Below are 20,132 nucleotides of genomic sequence, written 5' to 3' on the forward strand. Positions count from 1 at the left end.
GCTGACAGCCTCCTGCCAGTCACACCGCGTCCGGGAACTCGCCCATCGCGGCATCCAGCCGCGCCCTGCGGCGGCGGGCCCAGGAGACCAGCGAGAGCGCGACGAGACCGAGGATCACCGGTGGGAACACCACCAGGTTCACCGCCGACCAGCCGTAATTGGCGAGCAGCTGGCCCGAGGAGAACGAGCCGATCGCCATCATGCCGAACACCAGGAAATCGTTGAAGGCCTGCACCTTGTTGCGCTCCTGCGGGCGGTGCGTCTCCAGCACCAGCGCGGAGGCGCCGATGAAAGAGAAATTCCAGCCCACGCCGAGCACGGCCAACGTGGCCCAGAAATGCATCGCGGTGAGGCCGGAGAGTCCGATGCCGGCGGCGCCGGCTTCCAGCAGCAGGCCGGCAGCCACGACCTTCGGAGCGCCGAGGCGGGCGATCAGAGTGCCCGTGAAGAAGCTCGGCCCGTACATGGCGACGATGTGCCATTGAATGCCGAAATTGGAATCGGATACGGACAGGCCGCACATCTTCATGGCGAGCGGCGCCGAGGTCATCACCAGGTTCATCATGGGATAGGAGATCACGCCGCACAGCGCCGCGGCGACGAAGCGCGGCTGCGTCACGATCGTGAAGAGCGGCCGGCCGCCATGCAGATCCGCCGGCGCGGGCTTCGGCATATCGACGCCGGCCACGATCCCCATGGCGATCAGCGCCACGGCGGCCTGCACCAGGAAGCTGAAGGCGAACAGATAGGGCTGCCAGACGTCCATGGTCCATTGCACGAGCTGCGGACCGAGCACGCCGGCGAACACGCCGCCCGCCATCACCCAGGACACCGCCTTGGGCCGGTAGGCCGCGCTGGCGCCGTCGGCGGCGGCGAAGCGATAGGACTGCGCGACGGAGCCGTAGAGGCCGCCGAGGAAGGTCGCGATGCAGAACAGCGCGAACGAGCCGTGCAGGATCGCGAACGAGCCGAGGAGGCCGGTCAGCGTGCCGAGGCCCGTGCCGATGACGAAGGCGACGCGGCGGCCGAAACGGCGCGAGATCGCGCCGGTCGGCAGCGTGCCGGCAGCAAGTCCGACCACATACATCGAGATCGGCACGGTCGCGAACGACATGTCGGGCGCGAGCGTGGCGCCGACGATCGCGCCGGTGGCGAAGATCACCGCCGAGTTGGCGCCGGTCAGCGCTTGGGCTGCGGCCAGGCGCACCACATTGGCGCGCGCACGGGCGTCGTCGGCGATCTCATGGGCTGCAGTCACGTCAAGCATCGGCTTTTCCGCCCCCAAGGGACTTTCAAGGGGCTCACGAGGGCTTTGTTGATTCCCGGGCACTATGGAGGGGTGCGGGAGGGCGGGCAACCGGCGCAAACGGGCGCAGGCCATGCCTCTGACGCAATCGGTCGGATGATAGCGGGCCGCGCCCTTGACGGCTTGCGCTCGATCAAATCCTATCCGCCGCGATCTTTGGGAGTTTCGTTCATGACCGTCGATGACCGGCCCACGCTCAGCGCTCCCGACGACGATCCTTTCCTGTGGCTGGAGGAGATCGAAGGCAAGCAGGCGCTCGATTTCGTCGAGCGGCAGAACGAGCTGACGCTCCAGGCGTTCGGCGGCAAGGCCTACGAGCACGGCCGCGACGTCTTGGCTGCGATCTACGACCGCCCGGACAACATTCCCTATGTCACCCGGCGCGGCACCGACCTGCACAATCTCTGGAAGGATGCCGCCAACCCGCGCGGCCTGTGGCGGCGGACGACGCTTGCGGAGTTTCGCAAACCCAGTCCTGCGTGGGAGACCATGCTGGATATCGACAAGCTCGCAGCGCGCGAAGGCGAGGACTGGCTGCTGAGCGGGATCGCCACGATGCCGGGAAGCCCACGCGCGATTCTGAGCCTGTCGCGCGGCGGCAGCGACGCCGTGACGTTGCGCGAATTCGACATGGATACGAAGAGCTTTGTCACGAACGGCTTTACGCTGCCGGAAGCCAAGGGCGGCGTCGACTGGCTCGATGCCGACACGCTGCTGCTGTCGAGCGCGCACGGCGAGGGCATGGCGACGAGCTCGGGCTATGCGCGGACGGTCCGGCTGTGGCGGCGCGGCCAACCTGTCGAGCAGGCGGAGGTGATCATCGAAACCACCGCCGATCACATGGTGATCTATGGCATGGTCGACGACACCGGACCTGAGCCGCGGGTCTGGATCGTCGACCAGATCGACTTCTTCAATCATGCGATCTGGCTGCGCGATGCCGCCGGCACCACAATCAAGCTCGATCTGCCGACCGGCATCTGGCTGCAGGCGCATGGCGACTGGTTCGCGATGAAGCTGCGCAAGGACTGGACGGCCGGGGGGCGGACCTATGCCACCGACACCGTGCTCGGCATCTCGCTCTCGGCATTCCTTGCCGGCAGCCGCGATTTCGCGGTGCTGTTCGAGCCGGCGCCGCGGCGCGCGCTGCAGGGCCTGTTCTGGGCGGCGGGCAAGCTCGTGCTGTCGATCCTCGACGAGCTGCGCCCGCGCTTCGAGATCCGCACGCCATCCGCCACCGGCTGGAGCCGCGACACGCTTCCAGGCCTGCCTGAGATCGGCGTCGTCGACGTCTGGCCGCTCGATCGTCATCCATCCGAGAGCAACGGCGATTTGCTCGCCAACGTGCAGGATCCGCTCACGCCGCCCTCGCTGCTGTTGCTCGAACGCGGCGTCGCCGGCCCGGTCGTGCTGAAGCAGGCGCCGAAGACGTTCACCGCCGACGGCCTTGTGGTCACCCAGCACGAGGCGGTCTCGGTCGACGGCGAGCGCATTCCCTATGTCCAGACCGGCCCCGCAAAGGAGACCGGCGATGCGCCGGTCTATATGAGCGCCTATGGCGGCTTCGCGCTTGCCGTGAAGCCGTATTACAATTCCTCGCTCGGCAAGCTGTGGCTGGAGCGCGGCGGCACGACGGTGCAGGCGAATTTGCGAGGCGGCGGCGAGTTCGGCACGCGCTGGCATGATGCCGGCCGGCTCGCCGGCAAGAAGCTGTCGCATGATGATTTCGCCGCGGTCGCCGCCGATCTCGTGCGACGCGGCGTGACGAGTGAAAAACGGATCGCGGCGCAGGGCGGATCGAACGGCGGCATCCTGATCACCAACATGCTGGTGCGCTACCCCGAGCGCTTCGGCGCACTGTTCTGCACCATCCCGCTGATCGACATGCGCCGCTACACCAAGCTGCTCGCGGGCGCGAGCTGGATCGCGGAATATGGCGATCCCGACAAGCCCGAAGAATGGGAGTGGCTGAAGACCTACTCGGCCTATCACAACGTGAAAGCCGGCCAGCCCTATCCGCCGATCCTGATCGCCACCACGCGGCGCGACGACCGCGTCCATCCCGGCCACGCGCGCAAGATGGCGGCGAAGCTCCAGGCGATGGGCTATGAGGCCTGGTTCTACGAGCCGGCAGCCGGCGGTCACGGCTACGGCAAGGACAACAAGGAACGTGCGGGGTTCGAGGTGCTCGGCTTCCGGTTTTTGAAAGAGAAGATCGGGTGGAAGGACGGCGAGGCGTGACAGCGTGTTGACTTGACCAACGCGAACCCACCGGCCGATGCACCTCTCCCGCTTGAGGGAGAGGTCGCCGCGCGAAGCGACGCGGGTGAGGGCTTTCTCCTCTTGGGGGTTCTCGCCCGCGGAGACACCCTCTTCCCGACCCTCCCCCGCAGGCGGCGGAGGGAGCGCACCTCCCGCGTGGCTACCGCGCAAACACCAGCGTGAGATTGTTCGCGGGCATGTCGATGGAATCGACGAGGCGAAGGCCCGCGGCCTTCGCGAGCGCCTCGACGTCGCCGATGTCGCGCACGCCCCATTCCGGATTGCCTTCACGCAAGGAGGTGTCGAACACCGCATTGCTGAGCGCGGTGTGCTTGCCGTCGCGCTTGAAGGGGCCGTAGAGGAACAGCTTGCCGTCGGAGCGCAGATAACGGCCGGCACCGGCGAACAGGCCCTCGGCCACCGCCCAGGGCGCGATGTGGATGACATTGGCGCAGAACACGGCGGCAAGGCTCGTCGGCGCCTGCCCGTTTTTCATCTCCGGACACCAGTCGGGATCGGTGAGATCGATCCGCAGGGGGCTGCGGATGTTTGGCAGGCCCGCATACACGCGCCAGGCCTCGATGCTCCTGAGATGGCGCTGATTGAGGTCGCTCGGCCACCAGATCAGGCCGGGCGTGTGGCCGGCGAAATGGACCACATGCTGGCCGGTTCCGCTGCCGAGCTCGACCACGTTGCCGGTCAGCCCAGCGAGGTGCTTTTCCAGCGCCGCCCAGATCGGCACGTGATTGCGATGGAACGCCGGCGCATCGAGCCGCCCATCCGGCTCGACCCGTCCACCATCCCTGCCAAACTCGACGACATATTCAGCCAAGCGAGACCCCCAAAATATGTGAAACAGAAAGGAAGGCCCGAGGGCCAAACGCCCTAGAATAATTTGCTAGTGCCGCCCTGTTGGATGAACGAACTATCTCGCCGGTTGCAATGCGGAGGATATTAACTCCATTTTGCCGCGTGCATAGTCTTGATTGTCAGGCGATGCCCTTTGTGCTTTGGAACGCCTATATATTTCCACAAACGAGATCATCGACATAACGCTTGGGACGATGCCTTGACCGCCTTTCCTTGCAAGCCTGCCATCCTGGTGGCGCTGGCCCTCTTCGCCGGCGCGCCTGGGGCACAGGCGCAATCCAGTGTGGCCGACGGCCAAAAGCTCGCTTTCGACCGCGGCAAGGGCAATTGCCTGACCTGCCACGTCATCAAAGGCGGCGACCTGCCGGGAACGATCGGCCCGGAACTGAAGGGCCTCAAGGCCAAGTATCCCGATCGCAACGAGCTCACCGCGATCATCTTCGACGAGACCAAGCGTAATCCGCAAACCATGATGCCGCCGTTCGGCCGGAACCGGATTTTGACCGAACAGGAGATCAGCGCGATCGTTGATTTCCTGCAGACCCTGTAACGGCCGGCTGCCCAGGAGACCAGAGATGACCACGACCACCGGCCCGCTTGCGACAAGGCGCCTGATCCTTCAGGGCGCGGCCTCCGTCGCACTGCTCGGCCTCGGCAATCTGCCGTTCACGGCGAGCCCCGCGCGTGCCGCGGCCAACGACAAATATCCGGAAGAGGCCTTCAGGCAGAAGAACGAGGCCGATGCCATCAAGGCACTCTACGGCAAGACCGCCGAGCCCTCCGACAAGGTCAGGCTGGATGCGCCCGAGATCGCCGAGAACGGCGGCGTCGTGCCGGTGTCGGTGACGACGACGCTGGACAAGGTGAGCTCGATCTCGTTCTTCGTGGCCGAGAACCCGTACGCGCTCGCAGCGTCCTACAAGCTCGCCGAAGGCGCGATTCCGGCTGTCGCCAACCGACTGAAGATGGCCAAGACCACCAAATTGGTCGCCATCGTCGAGGCTGACGGCAAGCTCTACAGCGCCAGCAAGGAAGTGAAGGTCACCGTCGGCGGCTGCGGCGGCTAGGAGGATCGGTCCGATGGCATCAAGCATTCGCGTGCGCGCAACATCCAATGGCGACATCACCGAGGTGCAGGCTCTGATCCAGCACCCCATGGATACCGGCCTGGTGAAGGACCCCAAGGGCGAGCTGATCCCCGCGCATTACATCCAGCAGCTGAAATTCGAATGTAACGGCAAGGACGTCTTCGTCGCCGATTGGGGCACCGCGGTTTCCAAGGACCCCTATGTGAAATTCAGCTTCAAGGGCGCCAAGAAGGGCGACGAGCTCAAGATCTCCTGGACCGACAACCAGGGTGCGTCGGATACGACCACCGCGAAGATCGCGTGATGAAGACCCGGTCTGCCCTGCTGCTTGGCTCGCTCAGCGCCGCGCTCGTGGCGTTCGCCCTCACCTCTCCGCGCGTCGTCGCAGCCGACAAGATCGATCCCGTCGCCGACGCCAAGGCGTTCCAGAACTTCTTCTTTAAGAAATTTCCGAATGTGAAGCACGAGGACTTCGTCAACGGTCCGTATTCCATGAACGCGGATTTGAAGCGGCAATGGCAGGAGAAGGAAGAATTCCCGCCTTATGAGTTCGCGCTCGATGCCGGCAAGGAGATGTTTGCAACGCCATTCAAGAACGGCAAGACCTATGCCGACTGCTTCCCGGACGGCGGCATCGGCATCCGCCAGAACTATCCCTATTTCGACACGAAGGAAGGCAAGGTCGTCACGCTGGAGCTCGCGCTCAACCGCTGCCGCGAGGCCAACGGGGAAGCGCCCTACTCCTACGTCAAGGACGAGATGGCCTCGCTGACCGCGTACATGGCCTACACCTCGCGCGGCAAGCCGATGGACATCAAGATCCCCGATGATCCGCGTGCGCTCGAAGCCTTCGAAAACGGCAAGCGCTATTTCTACACCCGCCGCGGCCAGTTGAACTTCTCCTGCGCAAGCTGCCATGTGCAGAGCCCGGGCGAGCGCATCCGCGCCGAGACCCTGGCGCCGGCGCTCGGCATCCTGAACGCGATGCCGATCTACCGTTCGGAATGGAGCGGCATGGGCACGATCAGCCGCCGCTTCGCCACCTGCAACAGCCAGACCCGTGCGGTTCCGCTGGAGCCGCAGTCGGACGAATACCGCGACGTCGAATACTTCCTGTCCTACGTCGCCAACGGCCTGCCGATATCGGGCCCGGGAGCACGGCCATGAAGCGGACACTTGCCTTGGCCATGCTGCTCGCGCTCGGCCTCGTGGCCACGGCGCGCGCGGCAAATGAAGCGGACTACAAGGCAGCCTACACGGCCGCCGAAGCCGCATCGAAGCAGGCTGCCGGCTTGCGCAACCAGTGGACCGTGACCGTCTCGACGCTGACCGCCGCCAAGAAAGCCGCGGATGGCGGCGATTTCGACCGCGCCACCGCCGCTGCCAAGGAGGCCGAGGCGCTGGCAAAGGCGTCGATCTTCCAGGCGACGTCTGAAAAAGACGCCTGGAAGGCGATGGAAATCCGCTAGACTGTTTCCGAGTGGAACGGTCCAGCGATCACCTGAGGGCGCGGAGAATTTTTGGATGGCGATCCGCCGCCGCGATTTCCTGAAGTCTGCAGGCCTTGCCGCCGCATCGCTCGGCCTGCCGCGACTTGCGCGTGGCACCGAAACCGCGAGCATTTACGACCTCGAGCGGTTCGGCAATGCGCGCATCCTGCACATCACCGACACGCATGCGCAGCTCAACCCGGTTTATTTCCGCGAGCCCAGCGTCAATATCGGCATCGGCGACATGGCTGGACGGCCGCCGCATCTGGTCGGCCGCGCTTTCCTCGAGCGTTTCGGCATCCGCTCCGACAGCGCCGATGCCTATGCCTTCAGCTGCGTCGAATTTGAGAAGTCCGCAGCCCGCTTCGGCAAGCTCGGCGGCTTTGCCTATCTGAAGACGCTGGTCGACCGCTTGCGCGGCGAGGTTGGCGAGAAGCGTTCGCTGCTCGTCGATGGCGGCGATCTCTGGCAGGGCACCGGGCTTGCCAACGTCATGCAGGGCCGCGACATGGTCGAGGTCGCCAATCTGCTCGGCATCGAGGCGATGACGGGACATTGGGAGTTCACCTATGGCGAGCAGGTGCTGCGCGACAATCTCGAGCGCTTCAAGGGCGAGTTCCTGGCGCAGAACGTCTTCCTGACCGAGGAAGCCGCATTCAACGACGCCCCCGCCTTCGACAAGACCAGTGGGCGCGTGTTCAAGCCATCTGTCATCAAGGAGATCGGCGGCCATCGGGTCGCGATCGTCGGTCAGGCCTTCCCTTACGTGCCGATCGCGCATCCCAAGCGGTTCACGCCGGACTGGAGCTTCGGCATCCGCGAAGAGGAATTGCAGAAGCATGTCGATGCCTTGCGCGGCACCGACAAGGTCGATGCGGTCATCCTGCTGTCGCACAACGGCATGGATGTCGACCTCAAGCTCGCAAGCCGCGTCACCGGCATCGATGTCATCCTCGGCGGTCATACCCATGATGCCGTGCCGCAGCCGATTGCGGTGAAGAACGCCGGCGGCACCACGCTCGTCACCAATGCCGGCTCGAACGGAAAATTCCTCGCCGTGCTCGATCTCGCGATCGACAAGGGCAAGGTCAGCGACGTTCATTATCATCTGCTGCCGGTTTATTCCGAACTGCTGAAGCCCGATCCCGCCATGGCCGAGCTGATCGGCCGGCTGCGCGCGCCGCATGTGACCGACTGGTCAGCGAAGATCGCAACGCCCGACCGCCTGCTCTATCGCCGCGGCAATTTCTCCGGACCGGTCGACGAGCTGATCTGCACCGCGCTCCGCACCGAGCTCGATACCGAGATCGCGCTGTCGCCGGGATTCCGCTGGGGCGTCACCGCGCTGTCCGGCCAGGCGCTGACCATGGAAGATGTGCTCGCGGAAACTGCGATCACCTATCCCGAGACCTATGTGCAGGAGATGACGGGCGCCCAGATCAAGGACGTGCTGGAAGACATCTGCGACAACCTCTTCAACACCGATCCCTATTACCAGCAGGGCGGCGACATGGTGCGCGCCGGCGGGCTCAGCTACACCTGCGCGCCGACCGCCGCGATCGGCAACCGCATCTCGGAGTTGAAGCTCGATAGCGGCAAGGCGCTCAGCGCCAGTCACCGCTACAAGGTCGCAGGCTGGGCTTCGGTCACCGGCCAGCAAGGCGCGCCGGTGTGGGATGTCGTCGGCAAATATCTGCGCTCGGGCCGGATGTTTCAGGAGCGGCTCGGCTCCGGTGTCACGCTGAGGGGGGTCGACGACAATCCAGGCATTGCGGGACAGGGATGAGGCGGGCGCAGATCCTATCCGCGCTGATGCTGGCGCTGCTCATCTTCGCCGCCGCCCCGCCAGCCTCGGCGCAACAGGTGCTGCTCCAGGACAAGCCGTTCGCCGAGCACAAGATCGTGCTGCAGCTCTCCGACGGCGATGCGAACAAGCAGGCACTGGTGCTCAGCGTCGCCAACAACCTCCTGAAGGCCTACGCCCCCGACAAGATCGCGATCGAGGTGGTGACGTTCGGTCCCGGCATCGACCTCTTGCTGTCAGGCAGCGAGCGCCGCAAGCAGGTCGAAAGCCTGATCGCGCAAGGCGTGCGTTTCGACATCTGTCTGAACACAGTGGATACGATCGAGCGCGAGACCGGCAAGCGGCCGGAGTTCATTCCCGCGGCGACACCCGTGCAGGTGGGCGCCGGGCAGATCCTGTTCCTGGCGGAGAATGGGTACACACTGGTGCGGCCGTAGAAGGCGCTGCGCTCTCGCGTCGCATTCCGCTGTCGTCCCTGCGCACGCAGGGACCCATACCGCGTGATCTATCCATCGCGGCGGTAGCAGTACCGAACGACTGGTCTTCGCCAAACTCCTCCCTGGGGTTATGGGTCCCCGCGTGCGCAGGGACGACGGCGGATTTGTGGATCGGCCACCGCGTCCACTCGTCCCGCGCAAATAACAATCTTCTAAATTATCTCCTCCACGCAGCAAATTGCTTCTCTATCCTGGCGCTGGCGTAGTAAAATCCTCGAAATCAGTTCCACCGCCGGATCTCATGCCATGATTTTCCGTCAGCTCTTCGACAGCGTTTCGGGCACCTACAGCTATCTCCTCGCCAGCCGTCCCGGCGGCGAAGCGTTGATCCTCGATCCCGTGCTTGAGAAGGTCGACCGCTACTGCCAATTGCTGCGCGAGCTCGACCTCAAGCTGGTCAAGGCGGTCGATACCCATCTGCATGCCGACCACGTCACCGGCCTCGGCGAGCTGCGCGACCGCACCCATTGCATGACCGTGATGGGGGACCAGACCAAGGCCGACGTCGTGGCGATGCGGGTCGCCGACGGCGACAAGGTGACGATCGAGGGCCTGTCGCTCGACGTGATGTACACGCCCGGCCACACCGACGATTCCTATTCCTATCTGATGGGCGATCGCGTCTTCACTGGCGACACGCTGCTGATCCGTGGCACCGGCCGCACTGATTTCCAGAACGGCTCCTCGCGCGCGCAGTACGATTCGATTTTCAACCGGCTGCTGAAGCTGCCGGACGAGACGATGGTGTTCCCGGCGCACGACTACAAGGGCGACACCGTCTCCACCATCGGTGAGGAGAAGCGCTACAATCCCAGGCTCCAGGTGCGCTCGGTCGACGAATATATCGAGCTGATGGCCAATCTGAAGCTGCCGAATCCCAAGATGATGGACGTGGCCGTGCCCGCGAACATGCATGTCGGCCTGCATCAGGAGGAACTCGAGAAAGAAGGCCGCGCGCTCAGCGCCATCGAGGCGATCCGCAGTCTCGGCCGGCCCGACATCCTGCTGGTCGATCTGCGCGAGGCCAACGAACGTGCCAAGCACGGCATGCTCGAAGGCGCGCTACATACACCCTATCCGTCAGTCGAGGAGAGCCTCAAGCCCGGCGGCATGCTGCGCGAGGTCGCAGCGGCCACCGGCCGCCGCATCGTGTTCTTCTGCGCCTTTGGCGAGCGCTCGGCGATGGCGGTGGCTGCGGCCAAGGAGGCCGGCCTCGCCAACACGGCGCATATCGCCGGCGGCGTGGATGCCTGGAAGAAGGCTGGCGGGCCGCTCGTGCACTGACGGCAGAAGACCATCCTCGGGTGCGATGATTGCGCCAAGTCAGGGACCGCACATATTTTCGGGTTAGGATCGGGTGCAGCATCACCATCCGGGATCAGCCATGACCAAGATCGGCAAACCGAGCGCGCCTCCCAAAATCGCCGACAAAAAGCCGGCGGATGACAAGGCGAAGATTCCCCCGTCTCCTCGTGATGACGACGACTACGAGGACGGCGACATCGCAACGCCGAAACGCGACCGCTACGGTCCGGACGACGAGCCGTTGTGAGGGTGTGGCCCCAAACTCCGCTGTCATCCCTGCGAACGCAGGGATCCATAACCCCAGGGAGGAGTTTGGCGGAGGAGCGGCGTTCGGTACTGCGACCGGTCGCAATCGAGAGATCACGCGGTATGGGTCCCTGCGTTCGCAGGGACGACAGACCGCCCGCGCTACCTGCCATGCGCCTGCGTTTATGGACAAATAACTGCTCTCCGATAGTTTCCGCGCTTCTGGGGAGTGAAACGGAACTGCAATGGTCGACGTTCTCGCCGCACCGCAACAAGGCAAGGCGGCCAGCGCGCTGCGCACGCTGACGGGAATCTCGATCGCGCATTGGGTCAGCCATTTCCATTTGCTGGTCCTGCCGATGCTGTTCCCGTTTCTCAAAGCGCAGCTCGGCGTTGGCTATATCGAGCTTGGCTTCGCGCTCACCGTGTTCGCGGTGGTGTCCGGACTGACGCAGGCGCCGACCGGCTACCTCGTCGATCATTTTGGCGCGCGCAGAATCCTGATGATCGGCCTCACGCTGGGCGGCTTAGCGCTGATCCTGCTCGGCCTGCACCTCAGCTACGTCTCGCTGATTGCCTGCGCCGTGCTGCTAGGCCTCGCCAACAGCGTCTATCATCCCGCGGACTACGCGATCCTGGCCGAGCACATGGACGAGGCGCGGATGGGGCGCGCCTTCTCGATCCACACCTTTGCCGGTTTTCTCGGCGGAGCGGTGGCGCCGGCGATCGTTGCCGCACTCGTCGCCCTGTCCGGTGGCGTCGGCGCGCTGATCGCATCTGGCGCGATCGGCATTCTGGTGGCACTGCTGCTGCTCGTCATGAACATTCCCGACGCCGGCGCCAGCAAGACGAAGCCGGGCACGGAAAACGCGTCGAAGCAGGCCGTCATCACCCCGGCGCTGATCACGCTGACGGCGCTATTCATGCTGCTCAGCCTGTCGGTCGCCGGCATCAACAACTTCGGCGTCGTCGCGCTGATGAGCGGCTATGGGACCTCCTATTCGGCAGCCAACGTCATGCTGACCGCGTTTCTCGGCGCCAGCGCCGCAGGCGTGCTCGCCGGCGGCTTCCTCGCCGATCACACCGAACGCCACGGCTACGTCGCCGCGGCCTGCTTTGCCGTGAACGCGGCCATCGTGCTGCTGATCGCACTGGTGACGCTGCCCGGCTGGATCCTGACCGCCGCGATGACGGTGGCGGGCTTCCTCTCCGGCGTGATCGCCCCCTCGCGCGACATGCTGGTGCGCAATGCGGCTCCTCCCGGCGCGGCAGGCCGCGCCTTCGGCATCGTCTCCACCGGCTTCAATCTCGGCGGCATCGTCTCACCCCTGCTGTTCGGCTGGATCATGGACCAAAGCGCGCCACACTGGGTGTTCGGCGCGTCGGTGATCTTCATGATGGCGACAGTAGTGCTGTCGCCGTTCACAGAACGGAAGCGGCAAGGCACGGCATGAGCTACACATTCGGTCGTCGTCCCCGCGAACGCGGGGACCCATAACCACAGGGAGATGTTGCGGCGCGAGACTGGTCACTCCGAGTCTTCGCAAAACATCTCCCTGGGGTTATGGGTCCCGGATCTGCGCTTCGCTTGTCCGGGACGACCGCTGAGAGAGACTCGCACAACAAGCAACAACAAACCGGGAAGAAACACCAATGAGCATCCCTGATCTCGTCATCCGCGGCGGCACCGTTGCGGATGGAAATGGCGGCGAGCTGTTCGAGGCTGATGTCGCCATCACCGACGGGAAGATCAGCGAAGTCGGCAAGGTTGGGTCGAAGGGCCGCGAGGAAATCGACGCGCGCGGAAAATTGGTGACGCCGGGCTTCGTCGACGTGCACACCCATTACGACGGCCAGGTCACCTGGAGCCAGGACATCACGCCGTCGTCGCAGAACGGCGTCACCACCGCGATCATGGGCAATTGCGGCGTCGGATTCGCGCCGTGCAAGCCTGAGGATCAGACCCGGCTGATCCAATTGATGGAGGGGGTCGAGGACATTCCCGAGCCGGTGCTGAGCGCCGGCATTCCCTGGGCCTGGGAGAGCTTTCCGGATTACATGGACTGGCTGTCGAAACGCGATTTCGACATCGATGTCGGCGCGCAGCTGCCGCATGCGGCGCTGCGGGTCTATGTCATGGGCGAGCGCGGCGCGCGGCGCGATCCCTCGACCGCACAGGACAATGCCGCGATGGCAAGGCTCGCGGTCGAGGCGGTGCGCGCTGGCGCGCTCGGCTTCTCAACCTCGCGCACGCTCAACCACCGCACCTCGACCGGCGACTTCACGCCGACGCTGAAGGCCGGCGAGGACGAGCTCACCGCGATTGCCGGCGCGATGCATCGGCAGGGTCGCAGCGTGCTGCAATTCGTGCTCGACCTCTCGACCATCCACGAAGACCTGCCGATGATGCTGCGGGTGGCGGACGCCACCAAATGCCCGATCTCGTTCTCGATCACGCAGAACGACAAGGCGCCAAACCGCTGGCGCCAGACGCTGGACGAGATCAACGCGGCCGCCAGGCGCGGCCTCTCCATCACCGCGCAGATTGCGGCGCGCCCGGTCGGGCTGCTGCTCGGGCTCGAGCTGTCGCGCAATCCGTTCCAGACCCATCCGAGCTACAGGACAATCGCGCATCTGCCGCTGACCGAGCGGCTGGCGCGGCTGCACGAGCCAGAGGTGCGCAAGGCGATCCTGAGCGAGAAGGCGACCGCGACCGACGATCCGCTATTCTTCCGGCCCAACTACGACAAGATGTTCCTGCTCGGTGATCCCCCCGATTACGAGCAACCGCCGGAGAATGCGCTGGGGCCGCAGGCGCGCAGGCAGGGGCGCCAGCCGGAGGAGCTGGCCTATGATGCGATGCTGTCGGACCAGGGCCGCGGCATGCTCTACGTGCCCTTCCTCAATTATTCCGACGGCAATCTCGATGCGACGCGCGAGATGCTGATCGACCCGCAATCGGTGCCGGGGCTGTCCGACGGCGGCGCCCATTGCGGCATCATCTGCGACGCCAGCTTCCCGACCTATCTCTTGACGCATTGGACGCGCGACCGCACGCGCGGCGAGAAGCTGTCGATCCCGTTCGTGGTCGCGGCGCAATCACGCAAGACCGCGCTCTCGGTCGGCCTCACCGACCGCGGGCTGATTGCGCCCGGCTACAAGGCCGACGTCAATGTGATCGACTATGACCGCCTGCACCTGCATCCGCCGAAGGTGCATTACGATCTGCCCGTGGGCGGGCGACGGCTGTTGCAGGATGTCGACGGCTACGAGGCGACGATCGTGTCAGGCGTGGTGACGCGGCGGCAGGGCGAGGCGACGGGACGGCGGCCGGGGAAGCTGATCCGGGGCGCGCAGGGGGTGAACTAGCGCAAGCGCGTTGAGATCGAAGGCCGCGCCTCGATCTCAGTGTCGTCCCCGCGAACGCGGGGACCCATAACCACAGGGAGTGGTTGTGGAGTTAACTGGTAACTCCGAGTCTTCGCCAAACCACTTCCTGTGGTTAATGGGTCCCGGATCTGCGCTCCGCTTCGCTGCGCTTGTCCGGGACGACAGTGTTGGTTGGGTAAATAGCCCCCCTTACGTCGGCGACACCGCGCCCTTCAGCGCTGTGCCTTGCGTCGCGGCACCGCGCGTCAGCCTGGCCTTTTCCGTGTTCGGCCAGAGCAGCAGCAGGCCGAGCAGGCCGGAGCCGACCATGATCACGGCGTTGATGGTGAAGCCGGTCATGTAGCCGTCGATGGTGCTGCCGGCACGCTGGATCGTCGCCCCCATCACGGCCGGCGCGACGATGCCGGCCAGCGTGTAGAGCGCACCGTAGATCGCGAGGATGGCGCCGCGCTGCGAGGTCGGCGTGAACTCGCCGAGCATCGGCGGGCAGACGACATAGATCGCCCCGCACAGGCCCGAGCCGACCACGAGCAGCGCGATCTGCAGGCCCGCACCCTGAACATGCGGCATCGTCGACAGAATCAGCCCGCCGATCACCAGCGGCACCGAACCGAGAACGCCGCGCGCCGCGCGGGTGTTGTAGCCGCGCGCCATCATCACCTGCGAGATCCACCCGGTGAGAATGACGGTGGTGGCGCCGAACACCCAGGGCAGGATCGAAATGAAGCCGGCCTGGCTCTGCGAGAAGCCGAGCCCCTTGACGATGAACGGCGTGAACCAGGTCAGGCCGAGCGACAGCGCCCAATAGGCACCGAAGGTCGCCGCGACGCAGCCGATGAAGGTGCGCGAGGTGAGAAGCTGCAAGTAAGGGATCTTCTGCTCGGTCGCGGCCAGGACCTGCGTGTCCTCCAGCGGTCCTTCCTTGCCGAGCGCGAGCCAGGCACACACCCAGATCAGACCGACGACACCGAGCGCGCCGAAGGCATAGTGCCAGGAATGATTGACGATGACCCAGTTCAGCGCCGGCACGGCGAGGATCACGCCGAAAGCCGAGCCCTGCGACAGGATCGCGGTCGGCAGCGTGCGCTTCTCGTCGGGGAACCATTTGTAGATCGCGTGCGCGGCGACCGAGAAAGCCGGGCCTTCGCCCGCGCCCAGCACGACCCGGCAGATCAGGAGCGTGGTGAAGGAGACGGCGCCGACCATCGGAAACTGCGCCAGCGCCCAGACCACCGCAAGCGCCAGCAGCACCCAGCGCGTCGGCACCTTGTTGACGATGAAGCCAACCACGATGGCGGCGATCGAGAACAGGAAGAAGAACGAGGAGCCGAGCAGGCCGAACTGCTCCGGCGAGAGCTTCAGATCGGTCATGATCGGCACACCGGCGAGGCCGACAACGATCTTGTCCGCAAAATTCACGACCATGAAGAGAAAGAGGAGAAAAGTGACGGTCCAGGCGCCCTTCGGCGTTGGCTTTGCCGAATCCCTGGATTCTCCTGCCGTCCTGCCCGCCGCATTGGGCGTTCCCTGAGCGCTCATCATTCTCCCCGCATGTCTTTTTTGGCACTTTTTTGATTTGGCCGTCTTGGGAGCTAACAACGGCTTCGAGACCAACGCAACCCGGCATTTCCGCAGCAGGTGTGCTACGCAACAAGTCCGTTAATTCCGTCCGGCGCCATTCATCGTGCTGAGCATTCGAAATCTTTCCAAGACCTTCTCCTCGGCCGGCGAACCGGTCCATGTGCTGCGGGGCGTCGATCTCGACCTGAGGGCCGGCGAGCGCGTCGCGCTGACCGGCGAGTCCGGCAGCGGCAAGAGCACGTTGCTGCACCTGATCGCGGGGTTAGACGCCGCCGATGGCGGCACGATCCGGCTGGAGGACACCGAGGTCACCAAGCTCTCCGATGCAGGGCGCGCGGCCTTGCGACGCGACCGGATCGGCCTGGTTTTTCAGCAGTTCAACCTGATCCCGAGCCTGTCGGTCGCGGACAATCTGGTCTTCCAGGCGCGGATCGCCGATCGTCACGATGCGACCTGGACCAAAGAGCTGGTCGAACGTCTCGGGCTCGGATCACTTCTGAAGCGCTATCCCGAGCAATTGTCCGGCGGCCAGCAGCAACGCGTCGCGATCGGCCGGGCGCTGGCAACAAAACCCTCACTGCTGCTGGCGGACGAGCCGACCGGCAATCTGGATGAAGACACCGCCGAGGACGTGCTGGCGCTGACGCGCGATCTCGTCGCGCGCACCGGATGCGGCTTCCTGATGGTGACGCACAGCCTGCATCTGGCCGGCGCGCTCGACCGTCACCTCACCTTGCATGCGGGACGGATCGCATGAGGCGCGCGCTCTGGATCCTCGCGGTGCTGCTCAGCCATTGGCGGCGTCACAAGATGCAGTTCGCGACGCTTCTGGTCGGGCTGATCGCGGCGACCGCGCTGTGGAGCGGCGTGCAGGCCATCAACCAGCAGGCCCGCACCGCCTATGACCGCGTCGCGGCAACGTTCGGCGGCAGCCGCACGGCGATGCTGGTCGCGCCCCATGCAGCGACCTTTCCCCAAAACTTGTTCATAAAACTCCGCCGCGCCGGCTGGCCGGTGTCGCCGGCGCTGGAGGGCCGGGTCCAGATCAACGGCCGCTCGGTGCGGCTGCTCGGGATCGAGCCGGTCACGCTGCCGGTCGACGTCGGCAACGCACCGCGCCTCGGTGCTGCGGATTTGAGCAGCTTTATTGCACCGCCGGGCCAGACATTGGTGGCGCGGGAAACGCTGAGCGACTTGCAGGAAACGGAAGGCGCGGCGCCGCCGATCAGCAGCGGCGCAAAGCTGCCGCCGCTGCACGTGCTGCCGCAGCTGGTGCCCAACGTGCTGGTGGTCGATATCGGCGTGGCGCAGCGCCTCCTAAACAAGCCGGATCAGGTGTCGCGGCTGCTGATCGGCCGGCCGAAGAGCAAGCCTGCGCCGCTCGCAAGCATTGTCGGCGACCAATTGCAACTGATCGAGCCGACGGCGGAGACCGAGCTGGAGCGCCTGACCGACAGCTTCCATCTCAACCTCACGGCGTTCGGCCTGTTGTCGTTCTTCGTCGGTCTCTTCATCGTCAATTCGGCCGTCGGCCTCGCCTTCGAGCAGCGGCTGCCGATGCTGCGGACGCTGCGCGCCTGCGGCGCCTCTGCGCGGCTCGTCAACACCGTGCTGGTGGTCGAGCTGGTGGCGCTGGCGCTGGTCGCCGGTCTGATCGGACTGGTCTGCGGCTATTTCATCGCGGCGGTGCTGCTGCCCGACGTCGCGGCGTCGCTGCGCGGGCTCTATGGCGCGCAGATTCCGGGGCAACTCTCCCTGCGGCCTGAATGGTGGCTCGCCGGCATCGGCATCAGCGTTGCGGGCGCGCTCGTCGCGGCGACGACCAGCCTGATCAAGGCGGTCAGGATGCCGGTGCTGGCGACCGCGCAGCCGCGCGCCTGGCAGCAGCGGCAGCGCCGCTGGCTGGCCCTGCAGAGCTGTGCGGCCTGCGTCGTGTTCGCGGTCGCGCTGTTGCTGCTTCGCTATGGCGAATCGCTGATTGCGGGCTTTGGCGTGCTGGCGGCCCTGATGCTCGGCGCGGCGCTGATCCTGCCGGCCTTCCTCGAACTTCTCCTGCTCGCAGGCCAGCGTAGCGCGCGAAGACCGCTTGCACTGTGGTTCTGGGCGGACAGCCGGCAACAACTCTCCGGATTGTCGCTGGCGCTGATGGCCCTGCTGCTGGCGCTCGCCGTCAATGTCGGCGTCTCCACCATGGTGGAGACGTTCAGCCGCACCTTCATCGGCTGGCTCAACGGCCGGCTCGCCGCCGACGTCTACATCAGCGCCTCCGACAATGCCCAAGGCGTCGCGATTCGGAACTGGCTGAAGCAGCGCAGCGACGTGCAGGCGATCCTGCCGGGCGGCCGCGCCGAGGTGCAGGTTCAGGGCCAACCGGTCGAGCTGCTCGGCCTGCCCGATCACGCGCTCTATCGTGAGCGCTGGCCGCTGCTTGAGGCCGCGCCGCGCGCCTGGTCCCGGCTGGTGCCCGGCAACGCCGCCTTCATCAGCGAGCAGCTCAGCCGCCGCCTGAATGTGCGCATCGGCGACGTCGTCGAAGTGCCGGCACCTAGCGGAAGCTGGGAGTTCGACATCGTCGGCATCTATGCCGATTACGGCAATCCCAAGGGGCAGCTGACCGTGAACGTCGCTGCGCTGATCCGGCAGTTTCCGCAGACGCCGCAGACACGGATCGGCCTGATCGTCGCCAACGAGAACATTCCCGGCCTGATCGCGGCCCTGCAGAAGCAGTTCGCGCTCGACGACCGCAGCGTCGCCGATCAGGCCACGGTGAAAGCGGAATCGATCCGTATCTTCAACCGCACCTTTGCGGTGACCTCCGCGCTGAACGCCTTCACGCTCGGCGTCGCCGGGATCGCGCTGTTCACGAGCCTGCTCACGCTGGCGAATTCCCGCCTGCCGCAGCTCGCGCCGCTATGGGCGATCGGCATCACGCGGCCGCGTCTTGCCGCGATCGAATTGACCAAGACGCTGTCGGTGGCGCTGTTCACGGTGCTGCTCGCGGTGCCGCTCGGGCTCCTGGTGGCGTGGTGCCTGATCGCGATCGTGAACGTGAAGGCGTTCGGCTGGCGGTTGCCGTTCCATGTGTTTCCGGCACAATTGATCGGGCTGGTTACGGTGGCGCTACTGGCCTCGTTACTGGCGGCCCTCCTGCCGGTCGTGCGGCTGGCGCGGATGCAGCCGGCCAGCCTCGTCAAGGTGTTCGCCAATGAGCGCTGATCGCATGTCGCGCCGTGCCTTCACCGGCGGGATCGCTGCGCTGGCGCTCGCACGCCGCGCCGGCGCGCAGGGCTATGCCGGGCTCGGCGCGACGGCGGACGGCTTTGCGAAGGTCGCGCCGGGAAAACCGTTCGCCTTTCCGGTCGATCACGGGCCGCATCCGGAGTTTCGTATCGAGTGGTGGTACCTCACGGCCAACCTCGTCGACGGCAGCGGCGCGGCTTGCGGCCTGCAATGGACGCTGTTCAGGCAGGCGGCGCAGCCGGGTCCGCAAGGCGAAGGCTGGGCCAATCAGCAGGTGTGGATGGCCCATGCCGCGGTGACGCGCGCCGACACCCACCGCTTCAACGAAGTGTTTTCACGCGGTGGCATCGGGCAGGCCGGAGTCACGGCCAAGCCGTTCGCGGCCTGGATCGACGATTGGGAGATGAAGGCCGTTGAGCGTACCGACGATCGCGCTTTGGCGCCGCTGACGCTGAAGGCGTCCAGCACCGATTTCGGCTACGCGCTGACGCTGGAGACCGATCGTCCGGTCGTATTGCAGGGCGATCGCGGCTACAGCCGCAAATCGGAGCGCGGCCAGGCGTCCTATTATTACAGCCAGCCGTTCTACCGCGCGCGCGGCACGCTCACCATCGACGACAAGCCGGTCGATGTCTCGGGCCAGGCCTGGATGGACCGCGAATGGAGCAGCCAGCCGCTCGACGCCGACCAGACCGGCTGGGACTGGTTGTCGCTGCATCTGTCGTCGGGCGACAAGCTGATGCTGTACCGGCTGCGGCAGAAGGACGGCAAGGACTATCCGTTCGGCAATTGGATCAGCGCCGCCGGCGAGACGCAGATGATCGCAGGTGCCGACATCCAGATGCTTCCGAAGGCGACGGCGGAGGTCGCGGGACGCAGGCTGCCGGTGGAATGGCAGATCGCGATCCCGTCGCGATCGTTCTCGATCCTCTGCAGGCCGCTCAATCCCAGGGCCTGGATGGGGACCGGCTTTGCTTATTGGGAAGGACCGATCAGCTTTGCCGGCACGCATGACGGCGTTGGCTATCTCGAGCTGACCGGGTATTAAGCGCG

The 20,132-nt window shown here is 65.4% G+C and carries 18 protein-coding genes; 15 read left to right on the top strand and 3 right to left on the bottom strand.

The genetic code is table 11. The annotated features are described in order from the left end of the window. Positions 1 to 19: 19 nt before the first annotated feature. Entirely contained in the window at positions 20 to 1,267 is a 1,248-nt protein-coding gene (locus tag XH84_RS18340; protein WP_128922873.1) for an MFS transporter, read from the bottom strand. Between the two features lie 210 nt (positions 1,268 to 1,477). On the opposite strand from XH84_RS18340, the gene XH84_RS18345 reads away from it, so the two are divergent. Beyond that, positions 1,478 to 3,547, top strand: coding sequence for a prolyl oligopeptidase family serine peptidase (locus XH84_RS18345; RefSeq protein WP_164936681.1), 2,070 nt, complete (start codon positions 1,478 to 1,480; stop codon positions 3,545 to 3,547). Between the two features lie 181 nt (positions 3,548 to 3,728). Here the strand turns inward: XH84_RS18345 and XH84_RS18350 are convergent, their stop codons facing one another. After that, a complete protein-coding gene (locus XH84_RS18350; protein WP_128922871.1) occupies positions 3,729 to 4,400 on the bottom strand; it encodes a DUF938 domain-containing protein in 672 nt (223 codons plus the stop codon). 237 nt (positions 4,401 to 4,637) lie between these two features. Here XH84_RS18350 and soxX point away from each other — a divergent pair, with 237 nt between their 5' ends. From soxX to XH84_RS18405, 11 genes are all read left to right on the top strand, one after another. Then, on the top strand, positions 4,638 to 4,988 hold the full coding sequence (gene soxX / locus XH84_RS18355) for a sulfur oxidation c-type cytochrome SoxX (protein ID WP_128922870.1): 351 nt from the start codon (positions 4,638 to 4,640) through the stop codon (positions 4,986 to 4,988). 25 nt (positions 4,989 to 5,013) lie between these two features. Next, positions 5,014 to 5,505, top strand: a complete 492-nt coding sequence (gene soxY, locus XH84_RS18360; protein ID WP_128922869.1) for a thiosulfate oxidation carrier protein SoxY — start codon at positions 5,014 to 5,016, stop codon at positions 5,503 to 5,505. A gap of 13 nt (positions 5,506 to 5,518) precedes the next feature. Then, complete coding sequence (gene soxZ, locus XH84_RS18365) at positions 5,519 to 5,830, top strand: thiosulfate oxidation carrier complex protein SoxZ (protein WP_128922868.1); 312 nt, start codon at positions 5,519 to 5,521, stop codon at positions 5,828 to 5,830. Continuing rightward, complete coding sequence (gene soxA, locus XH84_RS18370; RefSeq protein ID WP_164936680.1) at positions 5,830 to 6,693, top strand: sulfur oxidation c-type cytochrome SoxA; 864 nt, start codon at positions 5,830 to 5,832, stop codon at positions 6,691 to 6,693. The genes soxZ and soxA overlap by 1 nt, the downstream gene beginning before the upstream one ends. Continuing rightward, the gene (locus XH84_RS18375; RefSeq protein WP_128922866.1) at positions 6,690 to 6,995 is read left to right on the top strand and encodes a hypothetical protein; all 306 of its coding nucleotides are present in this window, start codon (positions 6,690 to 6,692) and stop codon (positions 6,993 to 6,995) included. The genes soxA and XH84_RS18375 overlap by 4 nt, the downstream gene beginning before the upstream one ends. A gap of 55 nt (positions 6,996 to 7,050) precedes the next feature. Next, a complete protein-coding gene (soxB, locus tag XH84_RS18380) occupies positions 7,051 to 8,802 on the top strand; it encodes a thiosulfohydrolase SoxB (RefSeq protein WP_128922865.1) in 1,752 nt (583 codons plus the stop codon). After that, the gene (locus XH84_RS18385; protein ID WP_128922864.1) at positions 8,799 to 9,257 is read left to right on the top strand and encodes a DsrE family protein; all 459 of its coding nucleotides are present in this window, start codon (positions 8,799 to 8,801) and stop codon (positions 9,255 to 9,257) included. The genes soxB and XH84_RS18385 overlap by 4 nt, the downstream gene beginning before the upstream one ends. A gap of 306 nt (positions 9,258 to 9,563) precedes the next feature. Further along, positions 9,564 to 10,601 (top strand): MBL fold metallo-hydrolase, encoded by a 1,038-nt coding sequence (locus tag XH84_RS18390; RefSeq protein WP_128922863.1) that lies wholly within the window; start codon positions 9,564 to 9,566, stop codon positions 10,599 to 10,601. A 100-nt stretch (positions 10,602 to 10,701) separates the two neighbouring features. Then, the gene (locus XH84_RS18395; protein ID WP_164936679.1) at positions 10,702 to 10,869 is read left to right on the top strand and encodes a hypothetical protein; all 168 of its coding nucleotides are present in this window, start codon (positions 10,702 to 10,704) and stop codon (positions 10,867 to 10,869) included. 244 nt (positions 10,870 to 11,113) lie between these two features. Continuing rightward, positions 11,114 to 12,322: an MFS transporter gene (locus XH84_RS18400; RefSeq protein WP_128922861.1), complete on the top strand. Its 1,209-nt coding sequence runs from the start codon at positions 11,114 to 11,116 to the stop codon at positions 12,320 to 12,322. Between the two features lie 199 nt (positions 12,323 to 12,521). Beyond that, on the top strand, positions 12,522 to 14,237 hold the full coding sequence (locus XH84_RS18405; RefSeq protein WP_128922860.1) for an N-acyl-D-amino-acid deacylase family protein: 1,716 nt from the start codon (positions 12,522 to 12,524) through the stop codon (positions 14,235 to 14,237). Positions 14,238 to 14,447: 210 nt separating this feature from the next. Here XH84_RS18405 and XH84_RS18410 read toward each other — a convergent pair whose 3' ends face one another. Then, positions 14,448 to 15,797, bottom strand: a complete 1,350-nt coding sequence (locus XH84_RS18410) for an MFS transporter (RefSeq protein ID WP_128923019.1) — start codon at positions 15,795 to 15,797, stop codon at positions 14,448 to 14,450. Positions 15,798 to 15,942: 145 nt separating this feature from the next. Here XH84_RS18410 and XH84_RS18415 point away from each other — a divergent pair, with 145 nt between their 5' ends. Genes XH84_RS18415 through XH84_RS18425 form a run of 3 tightly spaced genes read left to right on the top strand, consistent with a single transcriptional unit; the run spans position 15,943 to position 20,127 of the window. Further along, entirely contained in the window at positions 15,943 to 16,596 is a 654-nt protein-coding gene (locus XH84_RS18415) for an ABC transporter ATP-binding protein (protein WP_128922859.1), read from the top strand. Beyond that, positions 16,593 to 19,055 (top strand): ABC transporter permease, encoded by a 2,463-nt coding sequence (locus XH84_RS18420; RefSeq protein WP_128922858.1) that lies wholly within the window; start codon positions 16,593 to 16,595, stop codon positions 19,053 to 19,055. The genes XH84_RS18415 and XH84_RS18420 overlap by 4 nt, the downstream gene beginning before the upstream one ends. After that, positions 19,045 to 20,127 carry a lipocalin-like domain-containing protein gene (locus XH84_RS18425; protein WP_128922857.1) on the top strand — a complete coding sequence of 361 codons (1,083 nt, stop codon included), beginning with the start codon at positions 19,045 to 19,047 and terminating at the stop codon, positions 20,125 to 20,127. The genes XH84_RS18420 and XH84_RS18425 overlap by 11 nt, the downstream gene beginning before the upstream one ends. Positions 20,128 to 20,132 lie beyond the last annotated feature (5 nt).

The organism is Bradyrhizobium nanningense (assembly GCF_004114535.1).
Lineage (GTDB): Bacteria > Pseudomonadota > Alphaproteobacteria > Rhizobiales > Xanthobacteraceae > Bradyrhizobium > Bradyrhizobium nanningense.